This is a genomic window from Streptomyces sp. NPDC101191 (assembly GCF_044767915.1).
GTDB lineage: Bacteria > Actinomycetota > Actinomycetes > Streptomycetales > Streptomycetaceae > Streptomyces.
In genome coordinates this window covers 460,685-477,756 of record NZ_JBIWOU010000002.1, presented here as the reverse complement: position 1 = coordinate 477,756, position 17,072 = coordinate 460,685, and the positions used below count along the sequence as shown (strand labels likewise).

The window sequence follows — 17,072 nt, the reverse complement described above, 5'->3', positions numbered from 1 at the left end:
AACCGCCGGAACGAGTGGGTCCATTCGGCCTGATCACGCTCAACCGGCGCCCGCCTCCGCGCGCGTGCGCCGTCTTTCCCCCTCCGCGCCTGCGGCCGCGACTCCACCTCCTGACGAGGGACCTCCAGGGGCCGGGTGGGCGACGAAGTGGGTCTGTTCGAGGTGGTCGACCAGACGCTGGAGGGCGGTACGGGGCTGGGGCGCCTCGTCCGGGTCCGCGGCGAGGCGGGCGAGTGCGTGGTGGGCGCGGATCCAGGCACGGCCGGCGTGTCCGGCGCGGTGCTCGGCGAAGGCCTGCGCGTAGTGGGCGAGGGCGGCCGCCCAGGGGTCGTCGCGGTTGCCTTCCTGAGCCAGGGCGCGGTGGGCGGTGCGTACGGCGGTGCCGGGGTCGGCGTGTGCCTGGACGACCGCCAGGGCGGCGAGACTGACGCTCGGCGGCGGGCCGCCGGACGCCGTCTCCGGGATGCCGTCGGCCGCCTGCCGGTAGTAACCGGCGGCCGCGTCCAGGTCGCGGCGCCGCCACGCCAGGGTGCCGTGGACGTGGGCGATGCGGCCCACGAGCGCGTCGTCCCCCGCCATGACGGCCGCGGGCCAGGCGAGTTCCAGCTGCCGCCGCGCGGTGGACGGGTCGTGCGCGGCGGTCAGCCAGGCCGCCAGCCAGCGGCCGCGCGCCACGAGCGGGCTGTCGGCGGGGAGGAGCGGCAGCAGACGCAGCAGCAGGGCGGTGCCCTCCGCGCCGCGCTCGTACGCCGCCCACCAGAACCACAGACGGAGCACGGCCTCCAGTGCGGCCTCGGCGCCGTCGCCGCCCTCGGCGGCCCCCGTCGTCCTGGTGCCGGCGGATGCCGGGAGCGGCTCAAGAGCCGTCGCGCGGTCCACCAGTGCCATGAGGTCGTCGTGCTCGTCCATGACGACCCGGGCCGCCTGGCGCTGGAGTCCCATGTGCCACAGCGTCTCGGCGACGGCCGCGACACCGCGGTAGTGGATCGCGTGCCGGGCCAGCGCGGACGGCATCTCCCCGGACTGGCGGAGGCGTTCGACGCCGAAGTCGCGTGCGGCCCGCGCCATGCGGTAGCGGGGCAGGCGCAGCGCACCCGGCTCGCCCAGCGCCTCCAGGACACCCACCGCGCACAGCAGGGCCAGGCAGGACGGCACCTGGTCCGGCTCGATCCCGGCTCCCGCGCAGAGGAAGGCCGCCGCGGGCTCGGTGAACGAGCCCGCGAACACGCCGGCGCGCTGCCAGACCCGCCGTACCGCCGGCGCGCACAGCGCGTGGACGGCGCCGAGGGAGGCACGAAGCGAACGGTGCCGCCGGAGCACGGGTCCCTGGCCGGCCAGCCAGCACTGGTCGACCTCCAGCCGGGCGGCGAGGTCCCGCACCGTCCGGTCGCCCAGCTGGCCCGCGGCCAACTCGATCGCCAGCGGCATCCCTTCGAGGAGCCGGCACACACGCGTGAGCTCGGGCAGGTCCGACTCCGCGACCGGTGGCCCGTCGCCCGCCGCGGAGAGGAGGAGCGCGACGGCCGCGGCCGGCCCCGTTCCGTCCGCCGGGGGTTCGACCGCCAGCGGCGCCAGTGGCAGCACGCGTTCGTCGCCGAGCCCGAGCGGGCTGCGGGCGGTCACCAGGACGCGCAGAGCGGGTACTGCCAGCAGAAGACGCTGGACCAGGCCCACGCATTCGGTGTGTACGGGGTCGACGTCGTCCAGGACCAGCAGGAGACCGTCGGTCCCGGCGACGGCGCGCGCCGCCGCGGTGACGTCCGTGCCGTGCGCGCCCGGCGGCGCTCCCGCGGCGGCCGTGAGGGCGCGCGCGACCCGCGCCGACAGCGCCCGCGGCCCGACGGGCACGGCATCGTGCCACCGCACCCGGACCATCGCCTGCCAGGCGCCCTCGGCGGGGGACGCGGCGACGGTCACGGCGAGCCGGCTCTTGCCTACCCCGGCCGCTCCCGTGACGCTCACCAACCGGTGCACGCGCAGAGCCGTCCGCAGCTCGGCCGACTCCCGGCCGCGGCCGACCAGAAGGCCGCCCGCACCCTGCACCGGCGCGCCGGCCGCTCCGCCTTTCCCCCACGGGTCGGCCGTTCCCCGCCCCGGCGAGCCGGCCGTTCCCCGCCCCGGCGAGCCGGGCGTTTCCCGCCCCGGCGAGCCGGGCGTTTCCCGCCCCGGATCACCTTCCGTTCCCTGCCCCGGATCACCTTCCGTTCCCTGCCCCGGATCACCTTCCGTTCCCTGCCCCGGATCACCTTCCGTTCCCCGCCCCGCAGCGCCCTCCGTTCCCTGCCCCGGATCACCCTCCGTTCCCTGCCCCCGAGGACCGGCCTCTCCCCGTACGGGCGGGCCGGCCTTTCCCCGTACGGGCGAGCCGCCCGCTCCCGGTACCGGTGGATCGGCCGTTCCTCGTACGGGCGGGTCGCCCGCGTCCCGTTTCCGGGTCTCCGAGGCCGCCTGCGCGCCGTCCCGTGTCCCCGCGGTCGAGTACTCCCACACGATGCAGCCCTTGCTTCCCGTCGCGGATGCCGCAAGGCCTCAAGGGCACGGCAGTGGCCGCAAACCCGCTGGCCCAGCGTGCAGAACCGTCACTGCACACGGCGTCTTGGGAACCCCAACGCGCGGCCGGTGCACGGGGTGGCGCCCTTGCGCACCGGATCACCCTCCGCGACGAACCGCCGAACGCCTGACCCATAGGCCTCCGGCGCCGGACGGAGGCCCTAGGACTCGAGCCCGCCCCGCGCGATGACCTCGGCGTACCAGCGGGCGCTGTCCTTGAACGTGCGGCGCTGGGTCGCGAAGTCCACGTGCACGATGCCGAAGCGCTTGCTGTAGCCGTACGCCCACTCGAAGTTGTCGAGCAGCGACCAGAGGAAGTAGCCGCGGACGTCGGCGCCGTCCTCGATCGCCCGGTGCACCGCCGCGAGGTGCGCGCGCAGGTACGCCACCCGCTCCGGGTCCCGCACCCGGCCCTCCGGGTCGGCGTAGTCGTCGTACGCGGCGCCGTTCTCGGTGATCATCAGCGGTACGCCCGGCAGTTCGTCGCGCAGCCGGACCAGCAGCTCGTGCAGCCCGTCCGCGTCCACCGGCCAGTCCATCGCGGTCCGCGGGCCGGGTGCCGGCAGGAAGCGTACGTGCCGCTCGGCGCCCGCCCAGGGGGACGGCTCCCGAGACCGGCCGTCGGACACGGAGGAGCCTGCCGCGACCACGGTGGGGGAGTAGTAGTTGATGCCCAGCGAGTCGATCGGCGCCGAGGCCGTCGCCAGGTCCCCGTCCTGGACGAACGACCAGTCCGTCACCGACGCGGTGTCCCGGACCAGGTCCTCCGGCAGGGTGCCGCGGAAGACCGGGTCGAGGAACACACGGTTGCCGACCGCGTCGATCCGGCGCACCGCGTCCAGGTCCTCCGGCGAGTCCGTGTGGCCCCGTACCGCGTGGAGATTGAGGGTGAGCGACACCTCGGCCGCGCCCCCGGGCAGGACGGCGCGGAGCGCCCGCGTGGCCAGACCGTGCGCCAGGTTGAAGTGGTGGGCGGCGCGCAGCGACGAGAGCGCGCTCGTACGGCCGGGTGCGTGCACGCCGCTGCCGTAGCCCAGGAAGGCGGCGCACCACGGCTCGTTGAGGGTCGTCCAGGTCGTCACCCGGTCGCCCAGCGCCTCGGCCATGACGGCCGCGTAATCGGCGAAGCGCAGGGCCGTCTCGCGCTGCGGCCAGCCGCCCGCGTCCTCCAGCTCCTGCGGGAGGTCCCAGTGGTAGAGCGTCGCCACGGGCCGGATCCCGGCCTCCCGCAGCTCGTCCGCGAGCCGCCGGTAGAAGTCGAGCCCCTGGCGTACGGCCGGCCCGCGGCCCGTCGGCTGCACGCGGGGCCAGGAGACGGAGAAGCGGTAGTCGGTCACGCCGAGCTCCCGCATGAGCGCGATGTCCTCGCTCACGCGGTGGTAGTGGTCGGCGGCGATGTCGCCGGTGTCACCGTTGCGGACCTTGCCGGGCACTCGGCTGAAGGTGTCCCAGATGGAGGGGGTCCGGCCGTGCTCGCGGGCGGCTCCCTCGATCTGGTACGCGGCCGTGGCGGTGCCCCAGCGGAACCCGGTCGGGAACCGGAGCGCGGTCGTCGTGTCGGGTGCGGGGCGTGGATCGAGCGCGGTCATGAGGAGGGAACTCCCTGGAGTCGAGACGTCGTCGAGGGACGTGTGGAGGGGGAGGACGGAGATCGGGTGTCGGCAGGCTGGTGGTGGCCGTCGGAGGTCGGTCACCTGATCCCGGGCCCGGCTCAGCCCTTCACCGCTCCCTGCATGATCCCGCCCACGATCTGGCGGCCCAGGAGGCCGAAGACGAGCAGGACCGGCAGGGTGCCGAGCAGGGTGCCGGCCATGATCACGGACTGGTCGTGGACGTATCCGCCGCCGAGCTGGCGCAGCGCGACCTGAACGGTCGGCTCGGAGGAGCTGAGGGCGACGATGGGCCAGAAGAAGTCGTTCCAGGCGGCCATGAAGGTCAGCAGACCCAGTACCGCCATCCCGGGCCGGGCGATCGGGACCACGATCGACCAGAAGATCCGGGCGGTGGAGGCGCCGTCGACCCGGGCCGCCTCGATCAGCTCGTCCGGGAGCGACTGCACGAGGTACTGGCGCATGAAGAAGACACCGAAGGCGGAGACCAGGCCGGGCAGGATGACCGCCTGGAGCTGGTTGGCCCACTGCAGTTCGGCGATGAGCATGAAGAGCGGGATCACGCCCAGCTGCGGCGGGATCATCATCGTGCCGACCGTGACCGCGAGCAGGGCGCCCCGGCCGCGGAACCGCAGCTTGGCGAAGGCGAATCCGGCGAGCGTGCAGCACAGCACCGTGCCCACGGTGATCGAGCCGGAGACGATGAACGAGTTCACCAGCGCCTTGCCGATGTCGGCCTCCTCCATCACCGCCTCGAAGTTGCGCATCAGGTGCCGGCCCGGCAGCAGCGCGGGCGGCACCTGCGCCAGCTCGGCGTTGGAGCGGCTGGCCGCGACGATCGTCCAGTAGAACGGGAACGCGGAGACGAGCACGGCGACGGCGAGGAACGCGTACGCCAGCTTCCCGCCCCGCATCGTGCGGCCCGCCCGGGACCGGCGGCGGCGCACGGGTGCCGCGGGAGTCGGAGCGGCCGGGCGGTCCACCGGCGGATCGGCGAGCGCGGTCATCGGCCGGCCTCCTTCGACGAACGACGGTGTGCGAGCAGGGCGTTGACGCCGACGACGAGCAGGATCAGCAGGAACATCACCCAGGCGATCGCGGCCGCGCGGCCCAGGTGGAAGAAGCCCCAGCCCTGTTCGTACAGGTACAGGCCGAGTGTCTGGTACTGGTGGGCGATGCCGCCCGAGACGGATCCCTCGAAGAGCAGCGGCTCACCGAAGAGCTGGGTCGCGCCGATCGTGGAGACGACCACCGTGAAGAGGATCGTCGGGCGCAGTCCCGGCAGGGTCACGTGGAAGAACTGCCGCCACCGGGACGCCCCGTCCATCTCGGCCGCCTCGTACAGCTCGTGCGGGATCGACTGCATGCCCGCCAGGTAGATCAGGGCGTTGTAGCCCGTCCAGCGCCAGACGACGATGCTGGACACGGCGACCTGTGAGGCGACCGTGCCGGTCTGCCAGTCCACCGGGTCGATGCCGACCAGCCCGAGCGCGTAGTTGACCAGACCGAAGTCGCGGCCGAAGAGCTGTGCGAAGACCAGGGTGGCCGCGGCGACGGAGGTCGCGTACGGCAGCAGCATCGCCGTACGGAAGAAGGTGCGGCCGCGCAGCCGGTAGTTGAGCAGGTGCGCGAGGCCGAGGGCCATGAGCAGCTGCGGGACCGTGGAGAGCACCCCGATGGTGAAGGTGTTCCGCAGGGAGGTCCAGAAGAACTCGTCGGTGAACAGCGCTGTGTAGTTGTCGAGGCCCCGCCACTCCATGTCGCCGGGCGTCTGCAGCTCGACCCGGTACAGCGAGACGAACGCGGTGTAGACCAGCGGGAAGAGCCCGAAGGCGGCGAACAGCGTGAAGAAGGGAGCGATGTAGGCGTACGGCGAGACCTTCCGCCACGCGCGTCGGAGCGCGGGCGGTCGGGGCGGACGGGACGGTGCGAGCGGCTTCGCGGGCGAGACGAGGGTCACGGGCGGCCCTTGGGGGTGAGTCGGTGCCGGGATGGAGGAGGATCCTCCGGGCCGGCGACGGGCCGGCCCGAAGGCGATGCGGAGACGCGGGGGGCGCCGGGGTGCCGCCCCGCGGCGTCAGCCCATCGTGTTGGCCACACCCTTCCGCGCGTTCTCCCACGCCTTCTCCGGAGCCGTTCCCTTGCGCTCGACCTCGCTCAGCGCATTGGTGATCTGCTGCGCGATGTTCTGGTCGTGGGCTCCGAGCACCTGCACCGGGGCGGCCTTGGCGGCGTCCCCGAAGATCCGGCCGATCGGGGCGTCGGAGAAGTACGGGTCCTTGGCGCCGGCGGCCTTGTCGATGGCGCCGGTGGCCGAGGGGAAGTTGCCGTTCTTCTCGAAGAGCCGGGCCTGCTGCTCGGGGGCGGTGAGCCACTGGATCAGCTCGTACGCCTCCTTCTTGTGGCGGGCGGCCTTCGGGACCGCGAGATACGAGCCGCCCCAGTTGCCGGCGCCACCGGGCAGCGTGGCGACGTCCCACTTGCCCTTGCCGGCGTCGCCGGCCTGGCCCTTGATGTAGCCGAGCATCCACGCCGGGCAGGGGAGGGTGGCGAACGAACCGGCGGCGAAGGCCTGGTTCCACTGGGGCGACCACTGGTCGAGCTTGGCGCTGAGCCCGCCCTGCGCCGCGCGGACGGAGGTGTCCCAGGCGGTCTTCAGGGCCGGGTTCGTCTCCCAGATCAGCTTGCCGGAGGCGTCGTAGTAACGCTCCTTCTCCTGGCCGATCATGATCGAGTACAGGCTGCCGACGGTGTCGATCCAGGCGCTGTTCGCCGGGGCCTTCGCCTTGTACTGCTTGCCGAGCTCCAGATAGCCGTCCCAGGTCGACCACTTCTTGGCGAGTTCCTCGCGGTCGGTGGGCAGCCCGGCCTGCCGGAAGAGGTCCGTGCGGTAGCACAGGGCCTCGGGGCCGACGTCGGTGCCGAGGGCGAGGACCTCGCCGTCGTGCCCGGTGCCCGCGGCCCACTTGGCTTCGGGGAAGCGGCTCTTGAGCTTGTCGGCACCGTACTTCCGGAGGTCCTCGAACCGCTTCGCCTGCTCCTGCGTGACCGAGGCGATACGGCCGACCTCGACGGCCTGGATGTCGGCGAGGCCGCCACCGCCGGCGAGCCGGGTCTGGAGCGACTTCCAGTAGTCGGCCTCGTCCTCGGTGTCGGTCTGCTTGATCTTCACGCCCGGGTGGAGCTTCTCGTACTCCGCGTAGAGCCCGGCCTCCTTGTAGCCGAAGGAGCCGAACAGATCGACGGTGACGGTGACGTCGCCGCCCGCGCCGTCGGACGAGGTCCCGTCCGACGATCCTCCGCAGGCGGCGAGCAGGGCCCCGGCCAGCACGACCGCCCCCAGGCGGACGGTGGCCCTCTTGGCGGCTCGGGCGATGGGCATGGAAGCCTCCCTTGGCTTCGGAGCGGAGAGAGAAGTGCATCGAGAGAGTCGCGGAGGAACGTCTTGAGAGCGCTCTCAGCGATGCGACTGGAGCGTGCCCGCCAGGTGTCCTTCACGTCAAGACTCGAAGGCGTAACGGCTTGGATTCGCGACCGAGTCCGTGGGAGGTGCACTCAACTGCGCCTGCTGCGCCCTCTCTTGACAGCGAAGTTTCAGGAGTTTTACGTTCCCCAGCGTCTGAGAGCGCTCTCACGCAACCAGATCCCGCGCTGACACACCCCAATCCGTCGTGATGACACGAGTGACACGAGGTGCCGTCCATGCCCGCCCCCCGCAACAGACCGGCCGCCGTGCTGGTCCTGGCCACCGCCCTGGCCGCCGTCGGACTCGTCCCGGCCGCGTCCCCGGCGGCCGCCGCCACCGTCCCCGTAGGCTCCGGGAGTTATTCCGACAGCCGCCCCGCCGGAACCTCCGGACCCACCACCAACACGGGCACGCCCGTCACCCCCAAGGTGACCCCGGCAGCCCAGGGCAAGCCGGTCCCCACCAACGACTGGTGGTCCTCACTGGCCTTCCAGCGCTACGGGGACAACCCGTACTCGACCCCCATGTACGGCCACCCCCTCACCTACCAGGCCACCGCCGGCGGCCTCGACGTCGGCTACCCCACGAGCCCGCAGATCGTCGGCGACGGGCGCCAGTACGAGTACGCCCACAAGCGCGACCTCACCATCGGCCTCAGCGGCCTCAACTCGCCCGACACCAAGGCCGACGCCTGGTCCGACTGGACCGTCACGCCCTACTGGTCCGACGGCACCCGCACCCTGCGCACCACCATCGGTCACGGAAGCCCCTTCGTGTACGCCAAGGGCACCGGCGGCAACGCCCAGATCACCGCCGCCGTCGCCCCCACCGTCTTCGCCGACCAGGGCAACGTCCTCGGCATCACCGTCGCCGGCCACCACTACGCGCTGTTCGCCCCGACCGGCACCGACTGGACCGTCGCCGGGAGCAGCATCACCGCGGGCCTCGGGGGCAAGGACTACTTCTCCGTCGCCGTCCTGCCCTCCACCGACGCCCTCGCCACCTTCCGCAGGTACGCCTTCAGCTTCGTCACCGGCTCCACCGTGAACTGGAGCTACACCGGCGGCACCGTCCGCGCCGCCTACACCCTCACCACCGAGGCGAAGGAGGGCACCGAACGCGGCACGCTCCAGGCGCTCTACCGCCACCAGTGGCTCCACACCACCGACGCCCTCACCCCGTACACGTACGTCTCGCCCCGCGGCACCATGAAGGTCCGCGAGGCGGCCTCCTTCACCACCACCCAGCCGGCCTCCGCCGTGCTGCCCGCCCTGCCCGGCGCCGACGGCACCGACCCGGCCCGGCTGCGCGCCTACCTCGACGAGGTCGCGAACTCCTCCGACCCCTTCTCCGGCGCCGTCGACACCTACTGGACCGGCAAGGCCCTCGGCAAGCTCGCCCAGCTGGTCCCGATCGCCGACCGGATCGGAGCGACCGGGACCCGCGACAAGCTGCTGGGCCTGATGAAGGGGCGCCTCCAGGACTGGCTCACCGCCGGCGGCGCGAACGAGTTCTCGTACGACCCCGCCTGGAAGACCCTCATCGGCTACCCCGCCTCCTACGGCAGCGACACCGAGCTCAACGACCACCACTTCCACTACGGCTACTACGTCTACGCCGCCGCGATCATCGCCCAGTACGACCCGGCCTGGGCCGCCGACTCCGCCTGGGGCGGCATGGTCAAGACCCTGATCCGCGACACCGCCAACCCCGCTCGCACCGACGGCGCCTTCCCCTTCCTGCGCGGCTTCGACGTCTACGCGGGACACAGCTGGGCCTCCGGCCACCAGGGCTTCGCCGCCGGCAACAACCAGGAGTCGTCCTCCGAGTCGACCAACCTCAGCGCCGCCCTCGTCCTCTGGGGATCGGCCACTGGTGACACCACCCTGCGCGACCTCGGCACCTACCTCCTCACCACCGAGGCGGAGTCGATCGCCCAGTACTGGTTCGACGCCGACCAGCAGGTCTTCCCGGCATCCTTCGGTCACGACACCGTCGGCATGGTGTGGGGGAGCGGCGCCGCCTACTCCACCTGGTGGACGGCCAATCCCGAGGAGATCCACGGCATCAACGTGCTGCCCGTGACCGCCGGCGGCTCGCTCCACCTCGCCGGCCGCAAGGACGCCGTCCGCCGCAACATCGCCGAGATGGAACGAGAGAACGGCGGCCCCGCCGTCGAATGGCGTGACATCCTCTGGGAGTTCCAGTCCCTCGCCGACCCCGCGGCGGCCAAGGCCAAGTGGGACGCGGGCAACGCCGGCTACACCCCCGAGGCCGGTGAGTCCAAGGCCCACACCTACCACTGGATCAGCGCCCTCGACGCCCTCGGCGCCCCCGACACCACCGTCACCGGCGACCTGCCCACCTCGGCCGTCTTCACCAAGGGCACGGTACGGACCTACGCCGCGCACAACTACGGCGGCACGGCCCGCACCGTCACCTTCTCCGACGGCAAGACCCTGACGGTGCCCGCCCGTTCGACCGCAACCGGCTCCGGAACGGGTGGCCCCGGGCCGGGACCCGACCCCGAGCCGCCGACGGGCAACACCTTCCAGCTGCGCTCGGGAGGCGCGCTGACCACCGCCACGGGCGGCACCGCGGCGAGAGACACGATCCCTTCGGCCGACGGCGCCAACCACGACGGCACCCCCTACAAGCCGCTCGTCTACGAGATCCGCGGTGTCCACGGCACCCTCACCCCCGGTGCGGCCACCTCCTTCCGCCTCCAGGTGGACGCCGGCACCGCCGTCGGCCTCGGCCAGCAGGCCAGGGTCAGCTACGACCTGACCGGCGACGGCACCTTCGACCGGACGGAGACGTACCAGTACTTCGCCACCGACCCGGTCGCCGGCTGGGAGGAGTACGCCCACACCCGCGGCCTGCGCTCGGCCACCGGCACGCTCGGCGACCTCGCGAACGGCACCGTCCGCCTGGAGGTGTGGAGCGCGATCGGCAACGGGGCGTCACAGCTCCAGACGGGCACGAACACATCGGTCCTGGTCATCCCGTACGGCTGAACATCACGCCGAGCGGTTCCCCCGGCGGCCGTCGCGCACCCGCGCGGCGGCCGCCGCACCCGCACCCGGGGGCGCCGGCCGGACCTCAGGCCGAGGCGCGCCGAACCAGTGCGGTGGGGGTGACGATCGACTCGGGCGTCGCGCCGCCGTCGGTCCCGTCGCCCGCCTCGTCCAGCACCCGCATCAGGAGCTTCACCATCAGCCGGCCCATGCCCTCGATGTCCTGGTGCACGGTGGTGAGCGCGGGCTCGCAGGCCCGCACCACGGAGGGCATGTCGTCGAACCCGACGACCGCGACGTCCTCGGGGACGCGGACCCCACGCTCCCGCAGCGTCCGCAGGGCACCCGAGGCCATGAGGTCGTTGGAGGCGAAGACCCCGTCCACGTCCGGACAGCGGTCGAGGAGTTCGGCCATGGCCCGGGCACCACTCGCCTCGGTGAAGTCGCCCGGGACGACGAGCGCCGGATCGGAGTCCGCCAGGACGTCGCGATAGCCGTCGAGCCGGTCGAGCGCGGCCATCAGGTCCGGCGGGCCGGCGAGGTGCGCGATCCGCCGCCGCCCGAGCGAGACCAGATGGCGCACGGCCGTGCGGGCGCCGCCGCGGTTGTCGCAGTCGACGTACGGCACCGCGACGTCCCGCCCCGCCGCCGACCGGCCGCCGAACACGGTCGGGATCCGGGCCCGGCCGATCAGCGCCGCCAACTCGCCGTCGTTGTGCAGCGAGAACGCCAGTGCGCCGTCGACGTGACCCCCGCCGAGATACCGCGCGATCCGCTCGTGGTCCTCGGGCCCCTCGACCCACAGCAGGACGAGCTGCGAATCGTGCGCGGCGAGTTCACGGCTGATGCCGCGCACCTGCTGCTCGAAGAACGGGTCGGAGAAGATCCGGAACTCCGGCTCCGCGATGATCACGGCCACGGCCCCGTTGCGCCGGGTCACCAGGGTGCGTGCCGCCTGATTGGGCACGTACCCCAGCTCCTCGACCGCGAGCCGCACCTTCTCGACCAGCGGGGCACGTACCCCCGCGCCGCCGTTGACCACCCGGGAGACGGTGGCCCTCGACACGCCGGCACGCGCGGCGACTGCTTCCAGCGTGGGGCGGGACCCCGTGCTCGGCTCGGGCAAGGCGGGACTCCTCGGATGGTGCGGCGGTGCGGTCGGCGCCGCCGCGGTCGGGTCCGGTGGGCCCGCCCAGGATATCGAGCCTTGAGAGCGCTCCCAAGGGGTGTCGACCGTGCGGCCGCGGTCAGCCGGCGGCGGTCTTGACGAGGGTGCTGATGCGCGCCTCGATCTCGGGTGTGAGGGCGGTGAGGGCGAAGGCGGTGGGCCACATGGCACCGTCGTCGAGCTGTGCGGGGTCGTTGAACCCGAGCGTCGCGTAACGGGCCTTGAACTTGTCGGCGCTCTGGAAGAAGCAGACGACCTTGCCGTCCCGCGCGTAGGCGGGCATCCCGTACCAGAGCTTGGGGGCGAGCGACGGCGCGCTCTCCTTCACGATGGCGTGCACCTTCTCGGCGAGCACGCGGTCCGCCTCCGGCATCTCCGCGATCTTGGCCAGCAGCTCGGCTTCCGCGGCGGCGGCCTTGTCCGCGCTCGAAGCGCGCCGCGAGGCCGCCTTCAGCTCCCTGGCGCGCTCCTTCATCGCGCTCCGCTCCTCGGCCGTGAAGCTGTCGGCGGCGGTGTCGGTCCGGGCGGTGCGCTTCGCGGTCTTCGCCGGGGCCTTGGCGGCGGCCTGCGTGGCGGTCTTCGCCGCGGTCTTCCTCGTCTCCGTCATGTCTCCCATGCTAGGGAGGAGGGGCGGCCGAGGGCTTCTCGAAAACTGATCGCCTGCGGCGCGCGTGCGGTGTGCGCGGGACCTGCTGACGCTGGTTCGGCCGACGCGGCGGGACGGGTGAGGGAGTGGGGGCGGGGCGAGGGCGGGAGAGGGAGACGCGCGGGCGGGGCGACGGGACGCGAGGGCGGGGCGAGGGGACGCGAGGGCGGCGTAACCCCGGGCCCGGGCCCGGGGTTACGCCGCCCTCGCAGCGTCACGCGCGGTGGTACTGCACGGGTCCGGCGACCTCGGCACCGAGCTCCTCGGCCGCCTGGCGGGCCCAGTACGGGTTGCGCAGCAGCTCGCGGCCGAGCAGGACCGCGTCGGCCTGGCCGGAGGCGACCACGGCCTCGGCGCGGGCCGGCTCGGTGATCAGACCGACGGCCGCCACCGGCAGGCCCGTCTCGTTCCGGACCCGCTCGGCGAACGGGACCTGGTAGTGCGGGCCGGCCTCGATCCTGGCGTCGGGGACGTTGCCGCCGGTGGAGACGTCCAGCAGGTCCACGCCGCGGGCCTGCAGCTCCTTGGCGAACCGGACGGTGTCGTCCGCGGTCCAGCCCTCGCGGCCGTCCCCCGGGTTCTCGCTGAGCCAGTCGGTGGCGGAGATGCGGAAGAAGACGGGCAGGTCCTCGGGCCACACTGCGCGAACGGCGTCGACGACCTCCAGGGCGAACCGGCTCCGGCCCTCGAACGAGCCGCCGTACTCGTCCGTACGGTGGTTGCTGTACGGGGAGAGGAACTGGTGGACCAGGTAGCCGTGGGCGCCGTGGATCTCGGCCACCTCGAAGCCCGCGGCGAGCGCGCGCCGGGCGGCGTCGCCGAACTCCTGCACGATGGAGCGGATGCGCTCCGTGCTGAGTTCGTCAGGGACCGTCGACGCCTCGGAGAAGGCGACGGCGCTCGGGCCGACCGGCGTCCAGCCGTGCGTCTCCTCGGGCGCGAGCGGCCGCCCGCGGTCGACCCAGGTGCGCTCGGTCGACGCCTTGCGCCCGGCATGTGCGAGCTGGATGCCGGGGACGGTGCCTTGCGCCTTCAGGAAGTCGGTGATGCGCCGGAACGCCGCGACCTGGGTGTCGTTCCAGATGCCGAGGTCGTACGGGCTGATCCGCCCCACGGGGCTGACGGCCGTGGCCTCGGTGATGATCAGCCCGGTCCCACCGGTCGCCCGCGCGGCGAGGTGCGTGAAGTGCCAGTCGGTCGGGGCGCCGATCGCGTCGCCGTCCGGGGCGGCGCTGTACTGGCACATCGCCGCCATCCAGATCCGGTTCGGGAAGGTGAGGGACCTGAGGGTGAAGGGGGCGAAGAGGGAACTCATCCCGGACTCCTTGGGGCGCGTCGTGGCGGTGGGTTCACGGCGGAGGCGCCGGAGATCGGCGTCGAGGCGGTGCAGCGTGAACACACCAAAGATAATTGCACACGCGCTTTATTTTCGCTAGCGGGGTAGAGGCAGGCGGAAGTAATCGGGTGGTGGGTGAGGGGTGGGTGCGAGGTGGGCGTGGGTGCGGCCGGGGCGGAACCGACGGCAGGTTCTGGCCCGGGTCGGGGCAGGGGTCTACTTCGCCGGCCGTACCGACACGAGCACCCCGATCTTGTCGATCCGATGCTCCGGATTCCCCTGGGCGTCGCGCCAGAAGTTGCCCTTCGCGTGGTCCTCGGGCGTCGCGCAGGTCGACAGCGTGATCATCGCCCGCGTGGGTCGCTCGCCGGGCGCACCGGGCACGGCGGCCCTCTGCGCGGCCAGCGAGCGCGCGGAGCGGAAGGACGTCGTGCGCGTGTCGACGACGCGGTACTCGTACACCCGGCCGCCCGCCGTCACGTAGACCCGGTCGCCCTCCTCCACGGCCGGCAGCTTGCCCAGCGGACCCCCGGCGGAGAGCCGGTGCGCCGTCACGAGGTAGTTCCCGACCTCGCCCGGCCCGACACCGCCCCGCTCCCCGTAAGGACTCGCCGCCACGCCACGGTCCTGGATCCGGGTGCCCGCCCGGTCGTCGGTCGTCCCCTCGTACGGCACGACGCGCAGATGGGCGAGGCCTATGGAGGGGATGTCCAGCTCGGCCGTCGTGAGCCGCGTGGCGGGCGGGGTGGGGGAGGGCGACGGCGTCGGCGTCGCACGCTGGGCCAGGACGGGTCGGGGCGCGGGAACGGTCTCGGTGGGAGGGTCGGGGGAGGGCGGCCGGGACGAGCGCGACGGCGCGGGGGAGGTGGATCTGCCGGCATCCCCGTCAGCGGGGGAGGAGGACCCGACCAGTACACCGACCACCGCCGCGAGCACGGCGGCGACCGCGGCGACGGCCCAGCGGACTCGCTGGGAGCGGTTCATGCGGCACCACCGCCCGATCACGGCTCTGCATGCGGCACCCGACACCTCCACGCTACGCGAAGCGGCTGGACCAGGCGGAGCAGCCTCGGGTGCCAGCGCCCGGCCCCCATGATCGGCTGAGCGCGGGGACACGGAAACGACCGCCTACCCGGGGGCCGCGCACATGCTCACCACGATCACCGTCGTCATCATGGCCGCCGCGCTCGCCGCCGGTCTGACCGCCAACCGCCTGCGGCGACATCGCGTTCCCGCAGGCGGGGAGGACGAGGAGGCGTCGATCAGCGATCTGATCAGCCCTCTGGAGACCCTGGCCGTCCTGCTGGTGGCGTTCGTGATCGTCGTGGCGGCGGAGTCGTACGGAACGGCCGGATCGGCCGCCGGGGCCGAGGCCCACCGGGTGGACCAGCTCTACGAGGTCGCCGACTACGCCCCCGAGCCCGAGCGTGAGCGCATGCAGGGCGCGGCGGTCTGCTACGCGCGGGCCATCATGGCGTACGAGTGGCCGGCGATGGTCGACAAGGGCGAGAAGGCCGCCGAGGCCTCGGTCTGGTCGTCGGACTTCCGTAACCATTTCAAGGCGCTCGCACAGAAGCATGCAGCCACCTTCGAGCTGCTCGTCCGGGCGGACGACGAACGCTCCGTCGCCCGCCAGACCAGGCTTTCCGAGGCCATGCCCGCGATCCCCGCCGTCGTGTACTGGTTCATGGTCATCTCGCTGGCCGCGACCGTCGGTGCCTTCGCCTTCGGACTGCCGCGCAGACGGGGCGCCGCGCACTTCGTCCTGCTCTTCGTCCTGGCCGGACTGTTCACCGGCTCGCTGCTCCTCATCGAGGACATCGACAAGCCGTTCTCCGGACAGATCCGGATCACGAACGAGGCGATGGCCGAGACCGCGGCCGACATCGGCGACGACTTCGGCACGGACCACCCGGGCAGCCGCCTGCCCTGCGATCCCACGGGCATCCGGGTCTGAAGCCGAGGCGGTCGAGGCAGCCCGTGCGGGCGTGCGCGGCGGTGACAGCGGGGCACGCCGACTCGTCGGCTTCCCGCCGCGGTCACCGCCGCGCACGGGGAAGGGTTCCAGCGCGAGCTCCCACGGGACAGCGGCCCGGTGCAACGCGGCCGTGTCCGTCCGGACCTCGACGGCCCTGGGCGCGGAGCCGGGAGGCCGCCGCCCATGCGGGTGAGCGGAACGGGCATCCGGCGGACCGCGCCGCCACCGCCGTCGCCGGCCCCGCAGAGTGGAGCGGTGGATGTCGAGGAAGTCGCCGACGAACTGTACGGACTCAAGCCGACCGAGTTCGTGGCGGCACGGGACGCGTACGCCGCCGAGGCACGCAAGGCGGGCGACAAGGACGTGGCGAAGGCCGTCTCCGCGCTGCGGCGGCCGACGGTCGCGGCCTGGGTGGCGAACCTGCTGGCCCGGCGGCGCCCGGAGGAGGCCCGACGGTTCCTGGAGATCGGCGAGACCCTTCGGGAGGCTCACCGCATGCTCGACGCCGAGCAGTTGCGCGCCGCGAGCCTGCAGCGGAACCAACTGGTCGGAGCCCTCACCCGTACGGCCGCGGACCTGGCCCGCGACGAAGGCCAGACCGTCGGCGACACGGTGCTCCACGAGATCGACCAGACCCTCCGCGGCGTGCTCGCCGACCCCGAGGTCGCCGGGACGTGGGCGCGCGGACGCCTGGTGAAGGTACCCGAGGCCGCGGTCGACTTCACGGCCGTGGCCCCGACGACCTCGCCCGCCCGCCGGACACCCCCGCCCGCCCGCCGTACGCCCGCCGCTGCCGCGCCGTCCGTACCGGTGCCGAAGCGGAACCGGGCGCTGGAGCGCGCTCGGGCGCAGGCGGAGGCCGCGGAGGGCGAGGTACGCCGCCTGGAACAGGAACTCGACCAGGCGCGGGCCGGCCGGCAGGAGGCGGAGGCGCAGGAGACGGCGGCGACCGATCGCCTGGCAACCCTGGAGCAGGAGCTGACGCAGGCCCGCCGCGCCGCGAACGAGGCCAAGGCCGCCACCGCCGGCGCCCGGAAGGCGGTGAAGACCGCGGAGACCACCCTGGCCAAGGCGCGCGCTGCGGCCGAGTCGGCTGCACGCGAAGCGCGGACTCTGGAGAAGCCCCAGGGGGCGTAGCAACCCTCGGCGCGAGCCAGGGACGCGCCGCGACGACTCGCGACGGCCCGCGAGGCCGGGCGGCCCGGACGGACCGCGACGGCGCGGGCGGACGCGACGGCGTGGGCGGCCCGGACGGACCGGACGGCGCGAGCGGCCCGGATGGACGGCGACGGCCGAGGCCC

At 73.2% G+C, this 17,072-nt stretch carries 12 protein-coding genes; 3 read left to right on the top strand and 9 right to left on the bottom strand.

Features of this window, described 5'->3' with window-relative positions:
• Positions 1-39: 39 nt before the first annotated feature.
• The 5 genes from ACIRQF_RS09215 to ACIRQF_RS09195 form a co-directional block, all read right to left on the bottom strand.
• On the bottom strand, positions 40-2,043 hold the full coding sequence (locus ACIRQF_RS09215; RefSeq protein ID WP_404090251.1) for an ATP-binding protein: 2,004 nt from the start codon (positions 2,041-2,043) through the stop codon (positions 40-42).
• 668 nt (positions 2,044-2,711) lie between these two features.
• A complete protein-coding gene (locus tag ACIRQF_RS09210) occupies positions 2,712-4,139 on the bottom strand; it encodes a GH1 family beta-glucosidase (RefSeq protein WP_404090249.1) in 1,428 nt (475 codons plus the stop codon).
• Between the two features lie 122 nt (positions 4,140-4,261).
• Entirely contained in the window at positions 4,262-5,167 is a 906-nt protein-coding gene (locus ACIRQF_RS09205; protein ID WP_404090247.1) for a carbohydrate ABC transporter permease, read from the bottom strand.
• A complete protein-coding gene (locus ACIRQF_RS09200) occupies positions 5,164-6,120 on the bottom strand; it encodes a carbohydrate ABC transporter permease (RefSeq protein WP_382483462.1) in 957 nt (318 codons plus the stop codon). Before ACIRQF_RS09200 ends, ACIRQF_RS09205 begins: the two co-directional genes overlap by 4 nt.
• Before the next feature lie 117 nt (positions 6,121-6,237).
• Entirely contained in the window at positions 6,238-7,542 is a 1,305-nt protein-coding gene (locus ACIRQF_RS09195) for an extracellular solute-binding protein (RefSeq protein WP_404090245.1), read from the bottom strand.
• A 320-nt stretch (positions 7,543-7,862) separates the two neighbouring features.
• Here ACIRQF_RS09195 and ACIRQF_RS09190 point away from each other — a divergent pair, with 320 nt between their 5' ends.
• Positions 7,863-10,643: a glycosyl hydrolase gene (locus ACIRQF_RS09190; protein WP_404090243.1), complete on the top strand. Its 2,781-nt coding sequence runs from the start codon at positions 7,863-7,865 to the stop codon at positions 10,641-10,643.
• An 85-nt stretch (positions 10,644-10,728) separates the two neighbouring features.
• Here ACIRQF_RS09190 and ACIRQF_RS09185 read toward each other — a convergent pair whose 3' ends face one another.
• The 4 genes from ACIRQF_RS09185 to ACIRQF_RS09170 all read right to left on the bottom strand — a co-directional run bounded on the left by ACIRQF_RS09185 (position 10,729) and on the right by ACIRQF_RS09170 (position 14,777).
• A complete protein-coding gene (locus tag ACIRQF_RS09185) occupies positions 10,729-11,769 on the bottom strand; it encodes a LacI family DNA-binding transcriptional regulator (RefSeq protein WP_376634912.1) in 1,041 nt (346 codons plus the stop codon).
• A 121-nt stretch (positions 11,770-11,890) separates the two neighbouring features.
• The gene (locus ACIRQF_RS09180; RefSeq protein ID WP_376635256.1) at positions 11,891-12,286 is read right to left on the bottom strand and encodes an iron chaperone; all 396 of its coding nucleotides are present in this window, start codon (positions 12,284-12,286) and stop codon (positions 11,891-11,893) included.
• Between the two features lie 385 nt (positions 12,287-12,671).
• Positions 12,672-13,772: an NADH:flavin oxidoreductase/NADH oxidase gene (locus tag ACIRQF_RS09175; RefSeq protein ID WP_404090241.1), complete on the bottom strand. Its 1,101-nt coding sequence runs from the start codon at positions 13,770-13,772 to the stop codon at positions 12,672-12,674.
• Positions 13,773-14,009: 237 nt separating this feature from the next.
• A complete protein-coding gene (locus ACIRQF_RS09170) occupies positions 14,010-14,777 on the bottom strand; it encodes a class E sortase (protein ID WP_404090239.1) in 768 nt (255 codons plus the stop codon).
• Between the two features lie 163 nt (positions 14,778-14,940).
• Here ACIRQF_RS09170 and ACIRQF_RS09165 point away from each other — a divergent pair, with 163 nt between their 5' ends.
• On the top strand, positions 14,941-15,750 hold the full coding sequence (locus ACIRQF_RS09165) for a hypothetical protein (RefSeq protein ID WP_382487727.1): 810 nt from the start codon (positions 14,941-14,943) through the stop codon (positions 15,748-15,750).
• A 276-nt stretch (positions 15,751-16,026) separates the two neighbouring features.
• A complete protein-coding gene (locus ACIRQF_RS09160; protein WP_404090236.1) occupies positions 16,027-16,908 on the top strand; it encodes a hypothetical protein in 882 nt (293 codons plus the stop codon).
• The last annotated feature ends 164 nt before the right edge of the window (positions 16,909-17,072 follow it).

Bases quoted from the DNA above. Each gene is read 5' to 3' on its own strand.
- ACIRQF_RS09210 (WP_404090249.1), bottom strand. From the start codon at position 4,139: ATGACCGCGCTCGATCCACGCCCCGCACCCGACACGACGACCGCGCTC.
- ACIRQF_RS09205 (WP_404090247.1), bottom strand. From the start codon at position 5,167: ATGACCGCGCTCGCCGATCCGCCGGTGGACCGCCCGGCCGCTCCGACT.
- ACIRQF_RS09195 (WP_404090245.1), bottom strand. From the start codon at position 7,542: ATGCCCATCGCCCGAGCCGCCAAGAGGGCCACCGTCCGCCTGGGGGCG.
- ACIRQF_RS09190 (WP_404090243.1), top strand. From the start codon at position 7,863: ATGCCCGCCCCCCGCAACAGACCGGCCGCCGTGCTGGTCCTGGCCACC.
- ACIRQF_RS09180 (WP_376635256.1), bottom strand. From the start codon at position 12,286: ATGAAGGAGCGCGCCAGGGAGCTGAAGGCGGCCTCGCGGCGCGCTTCG.
- ACIRQF_RS09175 (WP_404090241.1), bottom strand. From the start codon at position 13,772: ATGAGTTCCCTCTTCGCCCCCTTCACCCTCAGGTCCCTCACCTTCCCG.
- ACIRQF_RS09170 (WP_404090239.1), bottom strand. From the start codon at position 14,777: ATGAACCGCTCCCAGCGAGTCCGCTGGGCCGTCGCCGCGGTCGCCGCC.
- ACIRQF_RS09165 (WP_382487727.1), top strand. From the start codon at position 14,941: ATGCTCACCACGATCACCGTCGTCATCATGGCCGCCGCGCTCGCCGCC.